At 32.0% G+C, this 21765-nt stretch carries 16 protein-coding genes, 3 tRNA genes, 1 other RNA gene and 1 pseudogene; 9 read left to right on the top strand and 12 right to left on the bottom strand.

The annotated features are described in order from the left end of the window. A pseudogene (locus ACIQ16_RS06210) lies at positions 1–199 on the bottom strand (alanine dehydrogenase); the annotation flags it as partial. A gap of 129 nt (positions 200–328) precedes the next feature. Between ACIQ16_RS06210 and ssrA the strand changes: the two are divergent. Then, positions 329–726, top strand: a transfer-messenger RNA (tmRNA) gene (ssrA, locus tag ACIQ16_RS06205). A 52-nt stretch (positions 727–778) separates the two neighbouring features. On the opposite strand, the gene ACIQ16_RS06200 is transcribed toward ssrA, so the two are convergent. Continuing rightward, the gene (locus ACIQ16_RS06200) at positions 779–1615 is read right to left on the bottom strand and encodes an AraC family transcriptional regulator (protein WP_396149685.1); all 837 of its coding nucleotides are present in this window, start codon (positions 1613–1615) and stop codon (positions 779–781) included. Between the two features lie 152 nt (positions 1616–1767). Between ACIQ16_RS06200 and ACIQ16_RS06195 the strand changes: the two genes are divergently transcribed. Genes ACIQ16_RS06195 through ACIQ16_RS06175 form a run of 5 tightly spaced genes read left to right on the top strand, consistent with a single transcriptional unit; the run spans position 1768 to position 8854 of the window. After that, entirely contained in the window at positions 1768–2583 is an 816-nt protein-coding gene (locus ACIQ16_RS06195; protein ID WP_396149683.1) for a phytanoyl-CoA dioxygenase family protein, read from the top strand. Position 2584: 1 nt separating this feature from the next. Continuing rightward, positions 2585–3415 carry a sugar phosphate isomerase/epimerase gene (locus ACIQ16_RS06190; RefSeq protein ID WP_396149681.1) on the top strand — a complete coding sequence of 277 codons (831 nt, stop codon included), beginning with the start codon at positions 2585–2587 and terminating at the stop codon, positions 3413–3415. Beyond that, entirely contained in the window at positions 3367–4785 is a 1419-nt protein-coding gene (locus ACIQ16_RS06185; protein WP_396149679.1) for a sugar porter family MFS transporter, read from the top strand. The genes ACIQ16_RS06190 and ACIQ16_RS06185 overlap by 49 nt, the downstream gene beginning before the upstream one ends. After that, complete coding sequence (locus ACIQ16_RS06180; RefSeq protein ID WP_396149677.1) at positions 4776–6932, top strand: GH92 family glycosyl hydrolase; 2157 nt, start codon at positions 4776–4778, stop codon at positions 6930–6932. The genes ACIQ16_RS06185 and ACIQ16_RS06180 overlap by 10 nt, the downstream gene beginning before the upstream one ends. Positions 6933–6934: 2 nt before the next feature. After that, on the top strand, positions 6935–8854 hold the full coding sequence (locus tag ACIQ16_RS06175) for a beta-L-arabinofuranosidase domain-containing protein (RefSeq protein ID WP_396149675.1): 1920 nt from the start codon (positions 6935–6937) through the stop codon (positions 8852–8854). A 37-nt stretch (positions 8855–8891) separates the two neighbouring features. On the opposite strand, the gene ACIQ16_RS06170 is transcribed toward ACIQ16_RS06175, so the two are convergent. The 3 genes from ACIQ16_RS06170 to ACIQ16_RS06160 all read right to left on the bottom strand — a co-directional run bounded on the left by ACIQ16_RS06170 (position 8892) and on the right by ACIQ16_RS06160 (position 9166). Then, positions 8892–8965: transfer RNA gene (locus ACIQ16_RS06170), tRNA-Arg, on the bottom strand. A 33-nt stretch (positions 8966–8998) separates the two neighbouring features. Further along, positions 8999–9073 (bottom strand) — tRNA-Pro (locus tag ACIQ16_RS06165). A 9-nt stretch (positions 9074–9082) separates the two neighbouring features. Next, positions 9083–9166: transfer RNA gene (locus tag ACIQ16_RS06160), tRNA-Ser, on the bottom strand. A gap of 254 nt (positions 9167–9420) precedes the next feature. Between ACIQ16_RS06160 and ACIQ16_RS06155 the strand changes: the two genes are divergently transcribed. After that, positions 9421–10599, top strand: a complete 1179-nt coding sequence (locus ACIQ16_RS06155) for an acetyl-CoA C-acyltransferase (protein ID WP_396149673.1) — start codon at positions 9421–9423, stop codon at positions 10597–10599. 11 nt (positions 10600–10610) lie between these two features. After that, a complete protein-coding gene (locus tag ACIQ16_RS06150; RefSeq protein WP_396149671.1) occupies positions 10611–11372 on the top strand; it encodes an NlpC/P60 family protein in 762 nt (253 codons plus the stop codon). A 41-nt stretch (positions 11373–11413) separates the two neighbouring features. Here ACIQ16_RS06150 and ACIQ16_RS06145 read toward each other — a convergent pair whose 3' ends face one another. Beyond that, complete coding sequence (locus tag ACIQ16_RS06145; RefSeq protein WP_396149669.1) at positions 11414–13372, bottom strand: KUP/HAK/KT family potassium transporter; 1959 nt, start codon at positions 13370–13372, stop codon at positions 11414–11416. A 161-nt stretch (positions 13373–13533) separates the two neighbouring features. Between ACIQ16_RS06145 and pheT the strand changes: the two genes are divergently transcribed. Next, entirely contained in the window at positions 13534–15963 is a 2430-nt protein-coding gene (gene pheT / locus ACIQ16_RS06140; protein ID WP_396149667.1) for a phenylalanine--tRNA ligase subunit beta, read from the top strand. 99 nt (positions 15964–16062) lie between these two features. On the opposite strand, the gene ACIQ16_RS06135 is transcribed toward pheT, so the two are convergent. The 6 genes from ACIQ16_RS06135 to msrB all read right to left on the bottom strand — a co-directional run bounded on the left by ACIQ16_RS06135 (position 16063) and on the right by msrB (position 21663). Beyond that, the gene (locus ACIQ16_RS06135; RefSeq protein WP_396149665.1) at positions 16063–16692 is read right to left on the bottom strand and encodes a hypothetical protein; all 630 of its coding nucleotides are present in this window, start codon (positions 16690–16692) and stop codon (positions 16063–16065) included. An 84-nt stretch (positions 16693–16776) separates the two neighbouring features. After that, complete coding sequence (gene rpsA / locus ACIQ16_RS06130) at positions 16777–18564, bottom strand: 30S ribosomal protein S1 (RefSeq protein ID WP_396149663.1); 1788 nt, start codon at positions 18562–18564, stop codon at positions 16777–16779. A gap of 175 nt (positions 18565–18739) precedes the next feature. Beyond that, entirely contained in the window at positions 18740–19282 is a 543-nt protein-coding gene (locus tag ACIQ16_RS06125; RefSeq protein ID WP_396149661.1) for a porin family protein, read from the bottom strand. Positions 19283–19320: 38 nt separating this feature from the next. Then, a complete protein-coding gene (gene cmk / locus ACIQ16_RS06120) occupies positions 19321–20010 on the bottom strand; it encodes a (d)CMP kinase (protein ID WP_396149659.1) in 690 nt (229 codons plus the stop codon). 37 nt (positions 20011–20047) lie between these two features. Then, positions 20048–21064, bottom strand: a complete 1017-nt coding sequence (gene porQ, locus ACIQ16_RS06115) for a type IX secretion system protein PorQ (RefSeq protein ID WP_396149657.1) — start codon at positions 21062–21064, stop codon at positions 20048–20050. Between the two features lie 98 nt (positions 21065–21162). Further along, positions 21163–21663: a peptide-methionine (R)-S-oxide reductase MsrB gene (gene msrB, locus ACIQ16_RS06110; RefSeq protein ID WP_396149655.1), complete on the bottom strand. Its 501-nt coding sequence runs from the start codon at positions 21661–21663 to the stop codon at positions 21163–21165. Positions 21664–21765 lie beyond the last annotated feature (102 nt).

Genomic DNA, 21765 nt, shown 5'->3' with positions numbered 1-21765 from the left:
CATCGCAATGCGAGACATCGTTTACAACTGAAAACCCAGCCGATTGATACTGCTCGTCGGTAAACACTCGAATGTCTGAACTTTCAACAAAAAGCTCTACTTCTGGATATGTAGCTTGTAGACTAAGGAGTTCATCAGGTGAAAAAACCACTCTGCGATCGGGCGGTGTTTTTCTTTCTTTAAGGAGTCCGAATTTCATAATTTGCAATATTGTAACTAAAGAATTAGTATATGTTACAAATATAACATTTTACTTTAAGCGTACAATGTTTTTTTTATTGAACTATTCCTAGTATTTTTGCCTTTCTTTGCTAAAGTAAAAACTACTGGGGTCGACTGGTTTTGACAGCGAGTGGAATTAATTAGTAAGCACGTCGAGCATTGTATGTTTAGCTCGTAAATCCAAATGTACACACCTATAAACGGCGAAAATAATTACGCTTTAGCTGCTTAATCTGAATTATAGTAAGATTTGCCTAGTTCCGACCAGGTCGGAAAGCTAGATTTTCCTCAACAGCCTTGGTTTATGGCGTTTGACATAGGAGAACCGTAAAAGTAAACCTAGGAATGGTAATGCTTTAAATCCTTTCCGACACTGATAAAGCTAAGTTAAAAGTGGCTGTTTTCTGCCTTGCTTTTAAACGAAAATTCAAGAGGAAACTAAGCGTGTAGAACCCTTTTTGATTGCTTGTTTGGACGAGAGTTCGATTCTCTCCGACTCCACTTTTTAAAATCGTAATTATTTTATTTAAAAATAGTTACGATTTTTTCATTAACTTTAGTTATGTTTTCTAAACAATGATGGTGTCACTCCTTTTTTATTTAAAAAAACCCTGTTGAAATAACTCAATGTTTCAAAACCACAATCAAAAGATATTTGGTTAATTGATTTATCTGATTGAACCAATAATCGGCAAGCTTCATTGATTCGTAATTCATTCAAATAATCGGAATACGTTTTACCTGTCGCTTTTTTAAAAAACTTGCAAAAATTACTTTCGGTTAAATAAACAAGTTCTGCCACTTCTTTTAAAGAAATTTTATTATAAAAATTGTTTTGAATATAAAGACACACTTTATTAATTCGCATTTCGTTTTTCTTTGAAACTACGTTATGAAAAGTATTTGATGCGATGCTTTTTGTTTGTTTTTTTGATAAATTATCTAAAATAGAAATCAAATTAATAATTCGATCCATACCATTTGTGGTGGATAAATCAATTATTTTTGAAACTATCGACACATCAGCCTCAAAACTAATTCCTCGTATTGCGTTTTCAAGCATATTTTTTATTGATATACTTTCATTTAATTCTAAAAATGGAGCAATAAATTCATTTGAAAATTGAATTACAACGGCATCTGAGTCTATATCATCATTGGATTTTCCTGACCATGTATGTGGTAAATTACTACCCAGTAAAACTAAATCACCATCTGTAAAATACTCATATGAATCACCTACAATCCGATACCCTTTTCCTTTTACAATATAGGTCAATTCATATTCTGGGTGATAATGCCATTTAAATTGAAAATAAGGAACTTGGTACCGAAAAGCATGAAAACTAGATGTTCCTTTATTTGATTTGATATCTTCTAAAATAGCTTTCATAACAATTAATTGACATTATAACCTAAAAATGAATAAATAAAATTCAATATAGTGTTACAAATTAACAATTTTATGTTAAATCAAACAAACAAGTTTAAATAATTTTGAATATTAACTTTTAATAAAATAATTTACTTTTAAATCAATACACAATGCAATCAATATCAGAATTTCTTAACGAACCGTATTCATTGACTTCAGAACAAATTGATTTTTACCAAAAAAATCGATACATCAAATTGAAAGAAGTGCTAAATCAAGAAACAGTTGATTTCTTCAATGAAGCGATTACCAAGCAAGTAAATATTATGAATCAAGAGCAAACGGCACTTGAAGAAAGAACAACTTATGGAAAAGCGTTTCTGCAATTATTCAATTTGTGGTTAGAAAATGAAGTTGTTAAGGAACTGATTTTCAGTAAACGTATTGCAAAAATAGCATCAGATTTGATGCAAGTAAATGGTGTTCGATTATACCACGACCAAGCCTTATTTAAGGAAGCTGGAGGCGGCATTACGCCTTGGCACGCCGATCAGTATTATTGGCCATTGGAAACTGATAAAACGGTAACGGCTTGGATTCCGTTACAAGCTACACCACTTGAAATGGGTCCGTTAGAATTTAGCGCAGGGAGTCATACAATAGTAGAAGGACGCGAGTTAGAAATTGGTGATGAAAGTGAAGAATTGATTCAGAAGAAATTACGTGTAACCGATTTTCAGCATGTGATTGAACCATTTGCCGTGGGTGAAATTAGCTTTCACTCGGGTTGGGTTTTTCATCGTGCAGGTGCAAATGTTACCAACGAAATGCGAAAAGTAATGACCATAATTTATATGGATAAAGATATGAAATTAAAAAATCCTGAAAATCAAAATCAAATTCACGATTGGAATACTTGGTGTCCGGGCGCTAAAGTGGGTGAAATAATTAATTCGCCAATTAATCCTGTATTATATGCTGAATAATATGGAAATCAAATACATATGTACCTATTGGGGTTGTGAACATCTTTCAGCAAAACAATTTCTATCAAATGTGTTGGAAAATGACTACGATGGTGTAGAAATTAATTTTCCTGATGACGAATATTTTGTTGCGGAATTTAATGCTGAATTAGAACGCATCAGAAATACTATAAACCCTAATTTTATTTTCATAGCGCAACAAGTGCTCCCTAATAAAAAAGAAACAGTTAACGAATATATTGATAGAATTACACAACGTTTAGAATTTTTAATCCAACTAAAACCAAATTATATTAATTCTCACACAGGAAAAGATTTTTTTGATTTTAGTGATAATTGTAAAATCATTGAAATCTGCAATCAACTTACACGAGTTTCTGGAATACCTATTTGGCATGAAATTCATCGAGGGCGATTTTCATTTCATTTAAAAACATTAGTTAGTTACTTGGATATTTTTCCAAAAATAAATTTAATAGCCGATTTTTCACATTTTTCTGTAGTTTCCGAAAGTAATTTACACGATCAATTCGATTTGCTTTCTAAAATATACCCAAATATTAAACACATTCATGCACGCATTGGTTTTGAACAAAGTCCACAAGTAAACAATCCGTTTGCACCAGAATGGAAAACCTATTTAGAGCTGTATTTAAGTTGGTGGAAAGAAATTATAGCTATTCAAAAGAATAAAAAAAGTGTAATTTGTACCATTACTCCAGAGTTTGGACCTTTTCCCTATATGCCTCAAGAACCATTTACTAAGAAACCGCTTTCTAATCAATGGGAAATAAACCTTCAAATGAAAAACTATTTACAACAAAATCTTTAAATCATATGGCTAAAAATAACAAAAACTACATTCTTTTTATAGCATTAAGCGCCGCATTAGGTGGTTTATTATTTGGCTATGATACAGCCGTTATATCTGGTGCTATCGGAAATTTAACCGAATTTTTTCATTTATCGCCTGTTGAAACAGGTTGGGCAATTTCTAGCGCATTGGTGGGTTGTTTAATTGGTGCTTTTTTCTCCGATTTTTTAAGCGATACGTTTGGACGAAAAGTAACCATGCTGATTACAGCAGTACTTTTTATCCTAAACTCTATTGGAACGGCCTTCCCTAATTCGTTTACGATGTTTGTACTATTTCGTATTGTTGGTGGAATTGGTGTTGGAATTGCCTCTATGGTTGTACCTATGTATATTGCCGAAATTGCTCCGCCTAAACGACGCGGCGCCTTAGTAGGAAATTATCAACTGGCAATTGTAATTGGTATTGTGGTGGTTTATTTTGTAAATTACTTTATCGCATTACAGGGTGATGCCAATTGGAATTTGAATATCGGTTGGCGATGGATGTTTGGCTCTGAAATTATTCCTTCGCTCCTATTTCTAATTTTTATTTTTCTAATTCCAGAAAGTCCTAGATGGTTGTTTCAAAAAGGCGAAACCAGCAAAGCCATTGCAGTTCTTCAAAAATTAAATACGGCTGAAGAGGTAGCTCAAGTTCAATCTGAAATTGAAAATTCATTACATCAGGAAGATAAAAATCAGTGGAAACATTTAGGTACTCCAATGTTTAAAAAAGCACTTTTTGTAGGAGTGGGACTTTCTATTTTACAACAATTAACCGGAATTAATGCCATTTTATACTTTGCGCCAGAAATCTTTAAAAGCTTAGGAAGTTCTACCGATGTTTCGCTATTAGAAACCAGTATTCTAGGTGTAGTGAATTTAATTTTTACTTTGTTTGCCATTAAATTAGTAGATAAAATGGGTCGAAAACCACTACTTTACATCGGTTCTATCGGTATGACTATTGCCTTAGCTGCTGTTGGGCTTTTCATATATTTTGATGCTGTTGGTAATTGGGTATTACCATTCTTATTGCTATTTATGGGCGCTTTTAGTATTTCTTGGGGTCCAATCGTATGGGTATTATTATCTGAAATTTTTCCGACTAAAATTAGAAGTTTGGCTTTAGCAATTAGTGTTTTTATTCAATGGGTAGCTAATTTTGTAGTAACACAAGTTTTTCCTAGTTTAGTTGAAAATCAGTGGTTAAAAGATAACTTTAATGGTGCATTTCCGTTTTATTTATTTTCTGTAATCTGCTTATTTTCACTTGTTTTTGTTTGGAAAAAAATTCCCGAAACAAAAAATAAAACCCTTGAAGAAATGGATGCATTATGGAAATAAAAAAAGTAGTATTTAGTTCTTTGTTTCTGCTTTACATATTAAATGTAAATGCTCAAAACAATACAAAATTTGTAAATACATTTATTGGAACCGATGGCACAGGTCATACATTTCCGGGACCTTCTATGCCTTTTGGAATGGTGCAACCAGGACCTGATAATTCTATTGAAGGTTGGAACCATACCAGCGGTTATCAATATAAAGACACTTTATTGTTGGGATTCTCTCAAACGCGTTTCAGCGGCACTGGAATTGGTGAAATGGGAAATATCCTTTTATTACCATTTGATGAAAAAATAGCAACATTAAAAAATAGTTATTTCAAAACTTCGGAAAAAGCAAGTGTGGGTTATTACACCTTAACTAAAAAAGACGCCATTAAGGTTGAACTTACATGTTCTGAACGAGTAGCTTTTCATAAATATACTTACCCTGAGAAACAAGCGCAATTGTTGTTGGATTTTCAACACGGCATCCAATTTTTAAACGATAGTTTGGTGTTAGAGAAAGATATTAAAATTGAAAACAACACAACGATTTCAGGGTATTGTAAAACCAAAGGATGGGTAACCAAAAAATATTTTTTTACGATACATTTTGAAACTCCTTTTTCAGAAATACAAGAGCTTCCGAAAGGTAAAAAGCAAAATGCACCGATATTTAAAATTGATTTTGATTTAGCTGATAATAAAATTTTACAAACAAAGATTGCATTATCTACTGTTAGTATTGAAGGTGCACAATTGAACTTGAAATCTGAGATACCGCATTGGAACTTTGAAAAGGTAAAACTAAATGCAGAGAAAGTTTGGAATGATTATCTCAACCGAATTGACATCGAAGCACCTCAAAAACAAAAAGAAATCTTCTATACTTCGCTATACCATTTATTATTACAACCCTCAAATATTGCCGATGTAGATGGAAAATATCGCGGCGCTAATGATGCAATCAATAATGCTCCAAATAAGGAATACTATTCCACTTTATCCATTTGGGATATTTACAGAGGCGCTTTTCCGTTGTTGCAAATTATTGTGCCTGAAAAAATTGATGGTATCATAAACACCTTATTATTGCATCATAAAGCGGTTGGATTTTTACCTATTTGGACGGCTTGGGGACAAGATAATTATTGTATGATTGGCAATCACGCAATACCGATGATTTTATCGGCTTATACCAATGGCTTTAAGGGTTTTGATAAAAACGAAGCACTCAAAGCCATGATTGAGACTTCAACCAAAAGTCACATTAATTCCGATTGGGAATTGTATAATCAATATGGCTATTATCCCTTTGATAAATTAGATAATGAAGCGGTTTCAAGAACGTTAGAAAGCGGATATGACGATTGTTGTGTGGCGAAAATGGCTGAAAAATTGAACGATAAAGAAACCTATTCAAGTTTCACCAAAAGAGCTAATTTCTACAAAAATCTATTTGATACATCAACCCAACTCTTTCGAGGAAAAGATACCAATGGCAATTGGAGAACGCCATTTGACCCTTTGACAGCTACCTCACCCATGAACAATCCAGGCGATTATACTGAAGCAAATGCTTGGCAATACTTTTGGACTCCAGCACAATATGATGTAGAGGGTATGAAAAATCTATTGGGAGGAACCTCAGCTTTCACCAAAAAACTGAATGATTTTTTTACCATTGAAAGCGTCAATCCAAATAAATTTTTAGGACAAGAAGCCATGATTGGACAATATGCGCATGGTAACGAACCGAGTCATCATATAGTTTACTTGTATGCTTTTTCAGACACACCAAAAGTGGGACAAAAATACATTCATAAAATCATCAACGAATTTCACAACAATACACCAGATGGAATGATAGGAAATGACGATTGCGGTCAAATGAGTGCTTGGTATATTTTATCTTCATTAGGATTTTATCCTGTAAATCCAGCAAATGGCGAATTTGTTTTGGGTGTGCCTCAAGTCAAAAACGCAACAATCCATTTAAAAAATAATAAAAAATTTACGATTAGTACATCTAATTTTTCTGAAGATAATAGTTATTCAAACACTCAAAAACTAAACAATATAGAATTAAGTAAACCAATTATAAACTATTCGGATATTATAAATGGCGGAACACTTCATTTTCAAATGACAAATCAATACTAATTATGAGAAATATTCATAAAACACTACTAATTTTGACTTTATTCTCTTTGACATTACATGGTCAAAACCAAAATAAAGTTGCTGAAAAATATCAAATACTACCTTTTGGAAGCATAAAACCCACTGGCTGGCTGAAGACACAAATGCAAAAAGATGTTGATGGTTTTGTGGGCAATTTGGATAAATTGTTGCCTAACTTAATCAATGACCCAATTTACAGTACAGGTAGATTACATAAAAATAGTACGGTTAAAGATTTAGGGAACAATAAAGAAGGTGATGCAGAAGGAAGTGATCAATACAAATGGTGGAACAGCGAAACCCAATCCAATTGGTGGGATGGGTACATTCGAAATGTAATCCTATTGAATGACAAAGCAGGGCTTAAAAAAGTAGACCAATATGTTCAAAAAGTTTTGAAATCGCAAGATGAAGATGGATATATTGGTATTTACGATAAAGAATTACGTTATAATTTCAATTCAGAAAATGGCGAATTATGGTCAAAAGCTACTATGTATCGTGGTTTACTGGCGTATTATGAGTATTCAAAAGACAAAAAAGTATGGAATGCTATTGTTAAAGCTGTAGATAATGTAATGACAAATTATCCAATAGGTAAATCAAGTCCGTTTGAATCAGGCAAAGCTTTTAATGGTGGTGTTTCACACGGATTAACGTTTACCGATGTTTTAGATAAAATGTATCAAATCACAGGCAATAAAAAATACGTAGACTATGCCCTATTTTTATTTTTGGACTTTAGCAAAACCTATCAATCCGAAAAAGATGTTCAATTAAATAATATTTTAAATCCAAATTACAAACTACAATCGCACGGTGTGCATACCTATGAGCATTTACGTCCTTTATTAGTTGCCACTTATGCTGCTAATAATTCTGAATTACAAAAAGCACTAGAAATTTATATTCAAAGAATTGAACAAGCTACAACGCTAACAGGTGGAGCAATTGGAGATGAATGGATTGCCGAAAGAACTGCAGATGCAACACATGTAGGTTATGAATACTGTTCGTTACACGAATTATTGGACAGTTATACCGTTTTGCTGCAAAAGCAAGGAAATCCTAAAACGGCAGAAGCAATAGAAACTATTTTCTACAATGCAGCTCAAGGTTCCAGAAACCCGAATCATTCTTGTATAGCTTATTTAAAGACCGATAATTCGTATGAAATGATGGGTACAAAAAATGGTGAAGTGGAGCCCAACCGCAATCAAACAAGATACAAATATTCGCCGGCGCATCAAGATGTTGCGGTTTGTTGCAATCCGAATGCAGGAAGAATTACTCCTTATTTCATTGAAAAATCATGGCTAAAAGAAAACGAAAATACGCTTGTAAATGTGATTTTAATGCCTAATTCTGTAGAAACAAAAATTCAAAATCAATTAATTAAAATTGAAACTATTACAGAATATCCTTATGAAAATACATTTACCTTCAAAATTTCAAATCCTAATTATGTACAACCTATCATAAAAATTAGAAAACCATCTTGGGTTACTAAAGTTATAACTAATGAAAGTTATGTTTTGGAAAATGATTTCATAGTTATTGATAGAAAATTTGGGAATGAGGATAAAATTCAAATTGAATTTAAAACCGAAATTCAAATTAAAGAAGATGCAAATCAAGAGAAATACTTTAGCTACGGTGCATTGTTTTATGCGAAACCCATCGATGCTATTGAGCAAAGAGGAAAATCGTATTTCACTCATTTTAATGATTTAACCTATAAGCCAATAGATACCAATCGTTTTGAATTTATTGAGGATAATCAAGCTACTTTCAATAATGGTCAAATTATTTTCAATGCCAAAAATAAAATAACCAATCAAATAGAAGATATTAGACTTATCCCATTTGGGAAAACCATTTTAAGACAAGTTAGTTTTTAAAACAAAAAACCTCGATATAACTATCGAGGTTTTTTTGTGATCGCGCCAGGATTCGAACCTGGGACCTACTCATTAGAAGTGAGTTGCTCTATCCAGCTGAGCTACGCAACCTAAATTTTTTATGCATTTGACAACCAAATGTTGTCGGGGTGGCAGGATTCGAACCTGCGGCCTCCTGCTCCCAAAGCAGGCGCGATAACCGGGCTACGCTACACCCCGAAAAAAAAGCGGAGAGACAGGGACTCGAACCCTGGCGACAGTCACCCGTCGACAGATTAGCAATCTGCTCCGTTACCACTCCGGCACCTCTCCTATTAATTCCGCAAAGAATTATCCTTTTTTGCGGTTGCAAATATAGGATAACATTCTTTTATTTCCAATTAAAAAATAGTATAATTTTTAAATTTAAAACAAACCTGCTAAATATCAACATCATACAGAAAAAATCATATTCTACTTCTATTCATTTTTTCTTTTGAATGTCTGGTATATCTCATTAAAAAAGCAATAAATTGTTTAAAATTTGGTAAAATTTTGTTACTTTCGCAAAACAAAATTGAAACAAAATGAATAAAAAAGTAGTAATTGTATCCGCTGTGAGAACGCCAATTGGAAGTTTCATGGGCGCATTATCAAGTGTACCTGCAACTAAATTAGGAGCAGCAGCGATTAAAGGTGCTTTAAATAAAATAAATTTAAACCCTTCTTTAGTAGATGAAGTAATAATGGGTAATGTGGTTCAGGCTGGTAATGGTCAAGCACCAGCACGTCAGGCAGCATTGTTTGCAGGTTTATCTAACGAAGTAATATGTACCACTATAAATAAAGTTTGTGCTTCTGGAATGAAAGCAGTAATGCAAGGCGCTCAAGCAATTATGGCTGGAGATGCTGAAATTATTGTTGCTGGTGGTATGGAAAATATGAGTTTAATTCCACATTATGCACATTTAAGAAATGGTGTAAAATTTGGTCCTACAACTTTTGTGGATGGGATGCAAAAAGATGGGCTTATTGATGCTTACGATGGAAATGCTATGGGTGTTTCTGCAGATTTATGTGCTACAGAACATAGTATTTCTCGTGAAGAGCAAGATAATTTTGCCATTCAATCGTATACACGTTCAGCTACTGCTTGGGATGCTGGTAAATTTGATGCCGAAATTGTTCCTGTGGAAGTACCACAAAGAAAAGGAGATCCAATTATAGTTTCTAAAGACGAAGAATACACTAATGTAAAATTAGATCGTATACCTACTTTGGCAGCTGTTTTTACAAAAGAAGGAACAGTTACTGCGGCAAATGCTTCAACTATTAATGACGGTGCTGCTGCATTGGTATTAATGAGTGAGGAAAAAGCAAATGAATTAGGTTTGAAACCTTTAGCATACATTAAATCATACGCAGATGCTGCACAAGAACCTAAATGGTTTACAACAGCTCCTGCAAAAGCTTTACCAAAAGCATTAGACAAAGCTGGGATTTCTATTTCAGATGTTGATTTTTTTGAGTTTAATGAAGCATTTTCAGTTGTAGGTTTGGCAAATGCTAAAATTTTAGGATTAGATAATGATAAAATAAATGTTAATGGAGGTGCTGTTTCATTAGGTCATCCATTAGGATGTTCTGGTGCTAGAATTATTGTAACTTTAATTAATGTACTTGAGCAAAACAATGCTAAAATTGGTGCTGCAGCTATCTGTAATGGTGGTGGTGGTGCTTCTGCAATTGTTATTGAAAGAGAATAAATTATAACGGCATGTTTGGAATTTGTAATTTAGGAATTGTACCCATACGTAGTGAAGCCAGTGATAAAAGCGAAATGGTTTCACAATTGCTATTTGGCGATACATTCAAGATTACGGAATCTACATCTAAGTGGACGAAAATACAAACTACATTCGACACTTATGAAGGTTGGATTGATACAAAACAATTTCAAAAAATTACCGAAAACCAATACCTTATTTTAGAAAAATCGGAAACTGTATTAAATGGGGAATTAATTGATTTTATTTCTTATGATTCGAATCAACTAATGCCTATTCCACTCGGTAGTTCTCTACATTTTTTAGATGTAAATGAAATTAATACATCGAATTTTCAATTTGAAGGTCAAAAAGAATGTGGCATAAAATCTAAAGATAATATTTTAAAAACGGCATACTTATATTTAAACGCACCTTATTTATGGGGTGGAAAAACGCCTTTTGGAATTGATTGTTCAGGTTTTACCCAAATGGTGTATAAATTAAATGGATATAAATTATCAAGAGATGCTTCACAACAAGCAATTCAAGGAGAAGCATTAAGTTTTATTGAAGAAAGTGAACCTGGAGATTTAGCTTTTTTTGATAACGATGAAGGAAATATAATTCATGTTGGAATTATGATGGAAAACAATTACATCATTCACGCTTCAGGAAAAGTTAGAATTGATAGAATTGACCATTTAGGGATTTACAATGTAGATACTGGAAGGCACACTCATAAACTACGAGTGATTAAGAAAGTGATTTAAAAATAAAAAAAACGCCAGAACTAAATTCTGGCTTTTTTTTACTAATCTATTCTTGTTAATTTCAATGCTTTCGTTTCTGAAATTTTTAATGGAAACTTTTCAATAGTAACAGATCCAGGATCTAATCCAAATGCTTTTTCTTCAGATAAGCCCATCTTTTTTAACAAATTATAACCATCTAAAATTAGTTTTTCATAAAACGGTAAAGCATTGTCATAGGACATGAATTTTTCTATTAATACAAATCTAAAATCGCTAATAATTTTATGTTTATGTAAAGAAGTATATCTACTTGTTAAATCTACTTCTCCCCTTTTTTGCATGTCTTTTACAACTTGAGCAAACATTTTATTGAATTTTGGTGCGACTCTAAATCCTAATCTAAAATCAACACGAATAACATCGTCATGAATAAATTCACAAACTCTGTATTCCATTGTATACGGTTCATCTACAACATGAACGTGAGCAAACCAATAAATATCAGCACGCTTTGGACTATTATTAATAATAGAGTATATAATTTTTGATTCAATTTCGTATCGGTTATCGGCACTTGTTAAATATACTAAATTTGTAGCATATTTTGCAATAGATTCATCTCTACTTAAATCTTCTAAAACCGGTAGGTATTTATCCAATTTCACAAATTCAACAAATCTGTTTCTAATTTTTCTTGCAAAATACCAACATGTCATTACGGTAAATAATACAAATGCAATAATTAAAGTAATGTATCCACCTTCGCCAAATTTATGCATACAAGCATATAAAAAGGCCAATTCTATAATCAAATATGTAATTACAATTACCCAAATAAAGGTTCTATTATATCTTTTAATTATCATATAAAAATTCAGCAATGTAGTTGTCATTAACATCGTTAAAACAATTGCTAAACCATATGCAGCTTCCATTGCAGCTGCTTTTTCAAAATAAAGCACAATAAAAATACAACCTGCCCAAAGTAACCAATTTAAAGAAGGAATATATAATTGTCCTCGTAATTCTGTTGGATATTTAATTTTAACTTTTGGCCAAAAATTCAAACGAATGGCTTCATTAATTAAAGTGAACGAACCACTAATTAATGCTTGTGACGCTACAATTGCGGCTAAAGTTGCAATGGCAATTCCAAAAGGTAAAAACCACTCTGGCATCACTCCGTAAAAAGGGTTTGTAATTCCAGCTTGTGCTAAAGTTTGACCATCATGTTGAATTAACCAAGCACCTTGACCTAAATAATTTAAAATTAAAGTTGCTTTTACAAAAATCCAGCTAATTCTAATATTATCTTTTCCACAATGTCCTAAATCAGAATATAAGGCCTCTGCTCCTGTTGTACATAAAAATACAGCGCCTAAATATAAATAACCTCCATGAATTGAAAGTAATTTATAGGCGTAATACGGATTTAAAGCAGAAAGAATATCAACGTTATTAATGGTTTGAATTAAACCTAAACCACCTAACATAGCAAACCAAACAAACATTACAGGTCCAAAAAACTTTCCAATAAATTTAGTACCAAACTGTTGAATAGCAAATAATAACGTTAGAATTATTATTACAATGTACATTATATATTTTTCTTCAAAACTTGGGTACATTGTTTTTACACCTTCTATAGCTGATGAAACAGAAATAGGTGGTGTAATTATACCATCGGCTAATAACGTACATCCACCAATTATGGCTGGAAACAATAACCATTTAATTTTAGCTTTTCTAATTAAAGCATATAAAGAAAAGATTCCGCCTTCACCATTATTATCAGCTCGAAGCGTAAGAATAACGTATTTAATTGTGGTTTGAAGTGTTAATGTCCAAAAAATACATGAAATGGCTCCTTTTATGATATCTGAATCTATAGGATTTTTTCCAATAATTGCATTAAGAACATACAAAGGAGAAGTTCCAATATCTCCATAAATAATACCTAGCGTAACTAGTAAACCGGCTGCAGAAAGTTTGTGCAAGCCATGATGACCTTTTTCCATTTTCAATTTTATAAAACGAAATACAAAATTACAAAAACAATATGTTTCAAATTGAATTTTATAGAAAAATATTTTACTAATAAATTCGGTATGAAGTACAAAAATTACTTTTAAATTCTAATCAAATACTTATCTTTGCAATCTTATTAAAATTTCGAAACATGCGTATTTCTTATAATTGGCTAAAACAATTTATTAAAATAGACTGGAAATCAGATGAAACAGCTGCTTTACTTACCGATTTAGGTTTGGAAGTTGAAGTTGTTGAAGCTTTTGAAAGTGTTACTGGTGGACTAAAAGGTATTGTTGTAGGGCATGTTTTAACATGTGAAAAACATCCTGATGCTGATAAATTAAAAATTACAACAGTAGATTTAGGTGATGGAAACGAACCTGTACAAATAGTTTGTGGAGCCAACAATGTTGCCGCTGGACAAAAAGTTCCTGTAGCTACAATTGGAACAAAATTATATGACAAAGACGGAAATGCTTTTGAAATAAAGAAAGGAAAAATTAGAGGGCAAGAAAGCCACGGAATGATTTGTGCCGAAGACGAAATTGGTTTAGGAACTAGTCATGATGGAATTATGGTTTTGTCCGACGATTTACAACCAGGAACGCCTGCAAGTAAAGTTTTTAACATAGAAGTTGATGAAGTTTTTGAAATTGGTTTAACTCCAAATCGTGCGGATGCCATGAGTCATATGGGAGTTGCCCGTGATTTAAAAGCAGGATTGTTACAATCAAACGTAACTACTGAATTCATCACGCCTTCTGTAAGTAAATTTAAAGTCGATAAAAGAACCTTAAAAATAGATGTAAAAGTTGAAGATGCTAAATTAGCACCTCGATATGCTGGTGTAACTATTTCTGGAATTACTGTAAAACCATCGCCAAGTTGGTTACAAAACCGATTAAAAGCAATTGGACTTACTCCAAAAAATAACATTGTTGACGTAACAAATTACGTATTACACGAATTAGGGCAACCTTTGCATGCTTTTGATGCGAATAAAATAAGTGGAAATAAAATAATTGTAAAAACAGTTTCGGCTGGCACAAAATTCACAACTTTAGATGGTATAGAACGTGCTTTACACGAGGAAGATTTAATGATTTGCGATGAATCTGGACCTATTTGTATGGCAGGAGTATTTGGTGGTGCAAATTCTGGAGTAACGGAAACTACTACTAATATTTTCTTAGAAAGTGCTTATTTTAATCCAGTTTCTATTAGAAAAACCGCAAAGCGTCATACTTTATCAACAGATGCTTCATTCCGATTTGAGAGAGGAATTGATCCACAAATAACAGACTATGCGTTAAAACGTGCTGCTTTGTTAATCCAAGAAGTTGCAGGTGGCGAAATCACTTCAGATTTAATTGACATTTATCCTAAAAAGATAGAAGATTTTAATGTTTTTCTATCTTTTGAAAAAGTAAATAAATTAATTGGAGAAGAACTTAAAAAAGAAACCATTAAAAATATTTTAGCTTCATTAGATATCAAAATCAATAGTATTTCAGATGCTGGTTTAGGATTAAATATTCCTCCGTACAGAGTAGATGTGCAAAGAGAAGTTGATGTTATTGAAGAAATTCTTAGAGTTTTTGGTTACAACAACATTAAAATTCCCAATAAAATTAACGCATCGGTTTCAAATTCATCAAGAACAGAGGAATTTAAAGTGCAAAATATAATTGCTAATCAATTGTGTTCATTAGGATTTAATGAAATGATGGCCAATTCGTTAACCACTTCAAATTATATTGCTTATTCTGAACAAATTCTTTCAGAGGAAACCGTTACAATGTTAAATCCATTAAGTAGCGACTTATCTGTAATGCGTCAATCGATGTTATTTTCTGCATTAGAATCTGTATCTTACAATGGAAATAGAAGAAATTCAGATTTAAAATTATTTGAATTCGGAAAAACGTACCATAATATAGAAGGAAAATATTCAGAAAAAAAGCATTTAACCATTACAATGTCGGGAAATGCAACTTCTGAAAATTGGAATGTTGCTCAAAAGCCAAGCGATTTCTTTTTATTTAAAGGATATATCACTGCTATTTTGTCAAAATTAAATATCGAAACGAAAGTTAAAACGGTTCCTGTTACTCACGATATTTTTGCTGAAGGAATGGGATTTGCCATTGGAAATGAAGTGATTGCCGAATTTGGAACCATTAAAAAATCAGTTTTAAAACATTTCGACATCAAACAAGATGTGTTTTTTGGAGATGTAAATTGGGATGCGATTCAAAAATACGTTTCAAATAAAATAAAATTAGTTGATATTCCTAAGTTTCCTGAAGTTAGACGAGATTTGGCTTTATTGGTAAATCAATCGGTAACTTTTGAACAACTATATCATGCTGCTAAACAAACAGAAAAATCGTTATTAAAAAATATCAACTTATTTGATGTTTACGAAGGGAAAAACCTACCAGAAGGAAAAAAATCGTATGCCTTAAGTTTTGTTTTACAAGATACTTCAAACACACTAACAGATGTTCAGATTGATAAAATTATGAATAAATTACAAAGCAATTTCGAAACAAAATTTGAAGCGGTTTTAAGATAAAATAATTATAATAGAATATATAAATCCTTTTAATTTAAAACTTAAAAGGATTTTTTTTGTGTAGCTCTGTAATTTCTCTGCGAATCTTTGCGTAATTATTTACTTTAAAAAACCTGCCGCTTTAATTTCTTTATGAATTTGAAGAATATTTTCTGGTATTTCAGCCTCTAAAATCCAGTTGATATCTAAACTGTTATAGTTTGCCGTTTTTAAAAGCATCTTGTGCTTAGAAATATTGACTCCTAGCCTATTCAAATCTTCTTTGAAGTCTAATAGAAAATCTTCGTGAAGTGCCTGAATTAAAAGTAGAATTTTAAAAGTTCGAACAATTACATAATTATAAAATTTAGTTGATTTTTGTGGCTTTGAATGCGTCAAAGAAAAATCATTTTGCTCTATAACTTCATTTAGCATTTGTAAATTCAAGCTAATTTCTCCAAACTTATCTTTTGTAATTTTCACGTGATGCGAAATTTTTCCGCTGATGTTACGCATTTCAATTGCGATATAATCTAATGAATGAAAATTCTCAGAAAAACGATGAATTTGTTTAGAAATATTTATTTCCATTATTTTTCGTTTGTCTTCAATAGAATCGGTGTCTACTAATTCAAAAAATAATTTTTCTGCTAAATCCATGTCTCTTCGCAACAATCTTAAAATAAGTTTGTCTTTCTCCTTTTCAGGTAATTCTTGAAGCGCTATTTTAAACTCGGTATCTTTAAACATATTTATAAGCTATGAATTGGCTAAATTAAAAAAAAAAATCCCAATCATTTCTGATTGGGATTAAGTATTTAAAAAATTAGAAAATTATTTTTTCTCTGATTTTTCCATTTTTGCTTTTAATTCCATTAATGCATCAATATCACCTAAAGTAGATTTTTCAGCATTGTTTGAAGATGAAGCTACATTGTTATTGCTTGATTCGTTTGAAGCAGCTTTGAAGTTTTTCTCTTCTTCTTCTCTGAAAGTAGCAGTATGTGAAGCAACAATTCTTTTGAATTCTTTGTTAAATTCGATAACTTTAAATTCAATTGAATCACCTTTTTTCAATTTTTTACCATCTTCTTTTTCTAAATGACGTGTTGGAACAAATCCTTGAACGTCTTCAGAAAATTCTACAGTAGCACCTTTGTCAACAATTTCAGAAACAGTACCAGTGTGAACTGTACCTACTGCGTAAGTAGCTTCATGTTTGTCCCAAGGATTATCTAAAGTTTGTTTGTGACCTAAAGATAATTTACGAGCTTCAACATCTAATTCTAAAACTACAACATCTAATTTGTCACCAACGTTAACAAATTCTGATGGATGTTTGATTTTTTTAGTCCAAGATAAATCAGAAATATATACTAAACCATCAATTCCTTCTTCTAATTCTACGAAAATTCCGAAGTTAGTAAAGTTTCTTACAATTCCTGTATGTTTAGAACCTACTGGATATTTCTCAGTAATTCCAGTCCATGGATCTTGTGTCATTTGTTTAATACCTAATGACATTTTTCTATCATCTCTATCTAAAGTTAAGATAACTGCATCTACAGTATCACCAACTTTAACGAAATCTTGAGCAGAACGTAAATGTGTAGACCAAGACATTTCAGAAACGTGAATTAATCCTTCAACTCCTTCAGCTACTTCAATGAAAGCACCGTAATCAGCTAAAACAACTACTTTACCTTTTACTTTATCACCAACATTTAATTCAGCTGATAAAGCATCCCATGGATGAGCGTTTAATTGTTTTAAACCTAATTGAATTCTTGTTTTCTCGTCATCAAAATCTAAAATTACAACATTTAATTTTTGATCTAATTCTAATACTTCGCTTGGATGATTGATACGAGACCAAGATAAGTCTGTAATATGGATTAATCCGTCTACACCACCTAAGTCAATAAACACACCATAAGAAGTAATGTTTTTAACCACACCTTCTAATACTTGTCCTTTTTCTAATTGACCGATGATTTCTTTTTTCTGAACTTCGATATCTGCTTCGATAAGCGCTTTATGAGAAACTACTACGTTTTTAAATTCGTGATTAATTTTCACAACTTTAAATTCCATAGTTTTGTTTACGTATTGATCGTAATCACGGATTGGTTTCACATCAATTTGAGAACCTGGTAAGAAAGCTTCAATACCAAATACATCAACAATCATTCCACCTTTAGTTCTACATTTAACAAAACCGTTAACAATTTCTCCAGTTTCGTTAGCATAAATAACTCTATCCCATGCTTTGATTGTTCTTGCTTTTTTGTGAGATAATACTAATTGACCTGTTTTATCCTCACGGATATCAATTAATACTTCTACTTTGTCACCTACTTTTAAAGATGGATTGTAACGGAATTCGTTTAAAGAGATAACTCCTTCAGATTTAGCGTTGATATCAACAATAACATCTCTGTCAGTGATTCTTACAACTACTCCTTCTACTACTTCTTCATCAGAAGTTGAGATGAATGTTTTGGATACTAAATCTTCAAATTCTTGAAGGTTACTTGCGTCAATAGGGTCAATTCCTTCAGCATAATTATGCCAGTTGAAATCTGCTAAAAACGACTCTTGGTCTTTGATTAATTCAGACATGCGTGTTTAATTTGTATGTTGTGTTTGTTTTGAGTTTTATTATGCAGGTTAAAACAACAACAGTGATTTACATAAATATTTGATTACCAATTGAAAACTCTACTCCGCCAAAAGGTGTGCAAAGATACTATTTTTTTGATAAATACAAATAATTTACAGGAAAAAGTGACAACAATTAAAACAATATTCCTAAAGAAAGTTGCACTACATTGTTTTTAATGTCTGAATTGGGTTGTAATTTTGTTAAGCCTACACAATATCTAGCTTGAGCAAAAATTGAATTCGTAATTTTCAATCCTAAACCTGCATTTGCTGAAGCATCAAATGTGTTGGATTTTTGTACATCAAAATTATTTTTTTCATTCAATAAGAAACCCACTTGTGGACCCATATCTAGTGTTATGCTTTTAGAAAGGTGAATTTGTAGCATTGCAGGTATAACGATATATCCCAACTCATTTTTATAATCAGCAAGTGCTGTCTCGTACGAAGCTCCTTGAGTAGTATAAAGCAATTCCGGTTGAAACGACAAACCTTTTGTTAGCCCTATTTTCGCTACAATGCCCGCATGATAATTTACAATAGCATTTGTATTTATTTTTGAACCCGTAACATTTGCATAATTCGCACCAGCTTTTATACCAAATTGAACACTTTGAGCGTAACTCATTTGGACTAAAAACAAAACAACAAACCAATTCTTAATGACTTTTTTCATCTTTATTTAATTTTAAAATTATTTATTATTTTATAACATTACTCTTCTAACTTCTCATTCACCAACTCTATTACCAATTCAAATTGTTCGTTTTTAGTCAAGTCTGAATTGTCAATTTCAATGGCATCATCAGCTTTTATTAATGGTGAATCTTCTCTGTGCGTGTCAATATAATCGCGTTCTTGTACGTTTTGAAGTACTTCTTCAAACGTTACCCGTTGCCCTTTTTCAAGTAATTCATCGAAACGACGTTGGGCTTTGGTATGTGTACTTGCTGTCATAAATAGTTTCAAATCGGCATTCGGAAAAACAACGGTTCCTATATCTCGACCGTCCATAACGATACCTTTATTTTGTCCCATTTGTTGTTGCTGTTCCACTAATTTAGCTCGAACTTCAGATATTTCAGCAATTTTACTAACTAACCGTGAGACTTCTATAGTACGAATGGCTTGTTCAATGTTTTCATTATTTAAAAACATTTCAGCAAAACCTAGTGATTCATTAAAATGAAATTGTAATGAAACATTGGATAAATTTTTGATTAATCCTTCAGCATCTAAATGTGTTTCAGAAACAAAATTATGCTGCATAGCAAAATATGTTACCGCACGATACATTGCACCGGTATCTACATAAATATAACCCAGTTGTTTAGCAATTTGTTTGGCTAATGTGCTTTTTCCTGTCGACGAAAATCCGTCTATTGCTATGGTAATTTTTTTCATATTTTAAACATTTGTTTTCCCTTTACCTTTTACCCTATTAATCTAAATTAATCATCAAACCAAAGATACTCGAATTTGCTGCAACTGTATAGCGTGAATGTGAAAAATCAAATCGTACCTTATTAAATCGTAAACTAAATCCAGCGGAAATTCCAGAAAAATTTCTTTGATCGATAATATTTAATTCTTGTCCTCTTCTAAAATTATATCCTAAACGAATATTAAACGCTTTTTCTGGAAACAACTCCGCTCCTATAATTACGTGTCGCAACGCATTATTAAAAAACGATACTTTTTCGGCTTCCGAAGCACCATCTAAACTACTTTTTGCTCTATTCGGATTTGCAAATGCGATGTTCCATTGTTGCAAATTTTCAAAAGTCAGGTGCCATCTAATAGGAACATTTTCTACTAACTGTGAAATTCCAGCTGTAATTTCAAAAGGCAGTTTCTCTCTCGTGGTTTCATAGGGTGTTATTTGATAACCAATATTTCTAAAAGATAATCCGTAATTAATATCATTTTTATCATCAATATATAAAAATCCAATATCTGTCGCTACACCAAATGAATTATAAGATTCTAAAGCTGACGTAATTAATTTCACATTAGTTCCTGCATAAAAATTCGTCCATGGCAGATTATAAGAATACCCAAACGACAAAGCACCTTCAGAACCTGTAAAACTATTTGTAGAATTACCGACTTCGTCATAACCATCAAAATTTCCATAGTTAACATAATTCGCACCAATATGAAAAGTTTGTACATGTCTGTCCCATGTATATGCGTAATTTGCAGTCCCATAGGTCACTTCACCGAAATAATTACTATAACTGGTAGCCAATTGATTGTGCATTTTTGGGTTAATAGTAGCAGGATTAAAAATTGCTTGATTTACATCGTAATCCACAATAGTTACGGTTTTTCCACCTAATGCCGCTTGTCTTGGCGATTGAACTAAATTTAAAAACTGATATACCGATTGCCCTCCTACTTGCGCATAAATAGGTAAAACAAAGACAATAAATATCGGTAAAAGTTTTCTTAGCATGTTTCTGTTATTCTATAATAACGCAGATGCGAAGATAAAATTATATATTAGAATGAGAAAATTTAGTTTTAGTTGTTTTTGAATTGCTTTATAAAGAATTATTTAGCAGGTAAAAACTTTATTGAAACCGAATTGGTACAATAACGCTGCCCTGTAGTTTCTTGAGGTCCGTCATCAAAAACATGACCTAAATGCCCACCACATTTAGCACACATGACTTCTGTACGAATCATACCATACGAGGTATCTTTATGATATATGGTTGCACCTTTAATTGCTTCATCAAAAGAAGGCCATCCACAATGTGAATCAAATTTAGTATCTGATGTAAATAACGGATTTTCACAAGCAGCACACACATACATCCCTTTTTCGAAATGTTTGTCGTATTCTCCAGTATAAGGGCGCTCGGTTCCTTTTTCTCTTAAAACAGTATAGGCTTCTGGGGAAAGTTGAGCTTTCCATTCTGCATCTGTTTTCACAATTTTAAAATCCATAGTATCTTTTTTTGAAGTCGATTTTACTTGTTCTGCATTTTTATTTTGACTGTTACACGAAACAAAACTAAATGCCAATAAAATAATAAATATATTTTTCATAATTTTTTTATTTCTATAAAATTACAAAAAAGTAAGACTCGTGAATTAAAAAAATTAAATTTTAAGGAATTTATAACTATTGTTAATCGGGATAAAAATAAA

It is taken from the genome of Flavobacterium sp., from assembly GCF_044360715.1.
GTDB lineage: Bacteria > Bacteroidota > Bacteroidia > Flavobacteriales > Flavobacteriaceae > Flavobacterium.
This window is presented reverse-complemented; position numbering and strand designations above follow the sequence as displayed.

Coding starts and splice junctions, on each gene's coding strand:
- ACIQ16_RS06200 (WP_396149685.1), bottom strand. CDS start 1,615: ATGAAAGCTATTTTAGAAGATATCAAATCAAATAAAGGAACATCTAGT.
- ACIQ16_RS06195 (WP_396149683.1), top strand. CDS start 1,768: ATGCAATCAATATCAGAATTTCTTAACGAACCGTATTCATTGACTTCA.
- ACIQ16_RS06190 (WP_396149681.1), top strand. CDS start 2,585: ATGGAAATCAAATACATATGTACCTATTGGGGTTGTGAACATCTTTCA.
- ACIQ16_RS06185 (WP_396149679.1), top strand. CDS start 3,367: ATGGGAAATAAACCTTCAAATGAAAAACTATTTACAACAAAATCTTTA.
- ACIQ16_RS06180 (WP_396149677.1), top strand. CDS start 4,776: ATGGAAATAAAAAAAGTAGTATTTAGTTCTTTGTTTCTGCTTTACATA.
- ACIQ16_RS06175 (WP_396149675.1), top strand. CDS start 6,935: ATGAGAAATATTCATAAAACACTACTAATTTTGACTTTATTCTCTTTG.
- ACIQ16_RS06155 (WP_396149673.1), top strand. CDS start 9,421: ATGAATAAAAAAGTAGTAATTGTATCCGCTGTGAGAACGCCAATTGGA.
- ACIQ16_RS06150 (WP_396149671.1), top strand. CDS start 10,611: ATGTTTGGAATTTGTAATTTAGGAATTGTACCCATACGTAGTGAAGCC.
- ACIQ16_RS06145 (WP_396149669.1), bottom strand. CDS start 13,372: ATGGAAAAAGGTCATCATGGCTTGCACAAACTTTCTGCAGCCGGTTTA.
- pheT (WP_396149667.1), top strand. CDS start 13,534: ATGCGTATTTCTTATAATTGGCTAAAACAATTTATTAAAATAGACTGG.
- ACIQ16_RS06135 (WP_396149665.1), bottom strand. CDS start 16,692: ATGTTTAAAGATACCGAGTTTAAAATAGCGCTTCAAGAATTACCTGAA.
- rpsA (WP_396149663.1), bottom strand. CDS start 18,564: ATGTCTGAATTAATCAAAGACCAAGAGTCGTTTTTAGCAGATTTCAAC.
- ACIQ16_RS06125 (WP_396149661.1), bottom strand. CDS start 19,282: ATGAAAAAAGTCATTAAGAATTGGTTTGTTGTTTTGTTTTTAGTCCAA.
- cmk (WP_396149659.1), bottom strand. CDS start 20,010: ATGAAAAAAATTACCATAGCAATAGACGGATTTTCGTCGACAGGAAAA.
- porQ (WP_396149657.1), bottom strand. CDS start 21,064: ATGCTAAGAAAACTTTTACCGATATTTATTGTCTTTGTTTTACCTATT.
- msrB (WP_396149655.1), bottom strand. CDS start 21,663: ATGAAAAATATATTTATTATTTTATTGGCATTTAGTTTTGTTTCGTGT.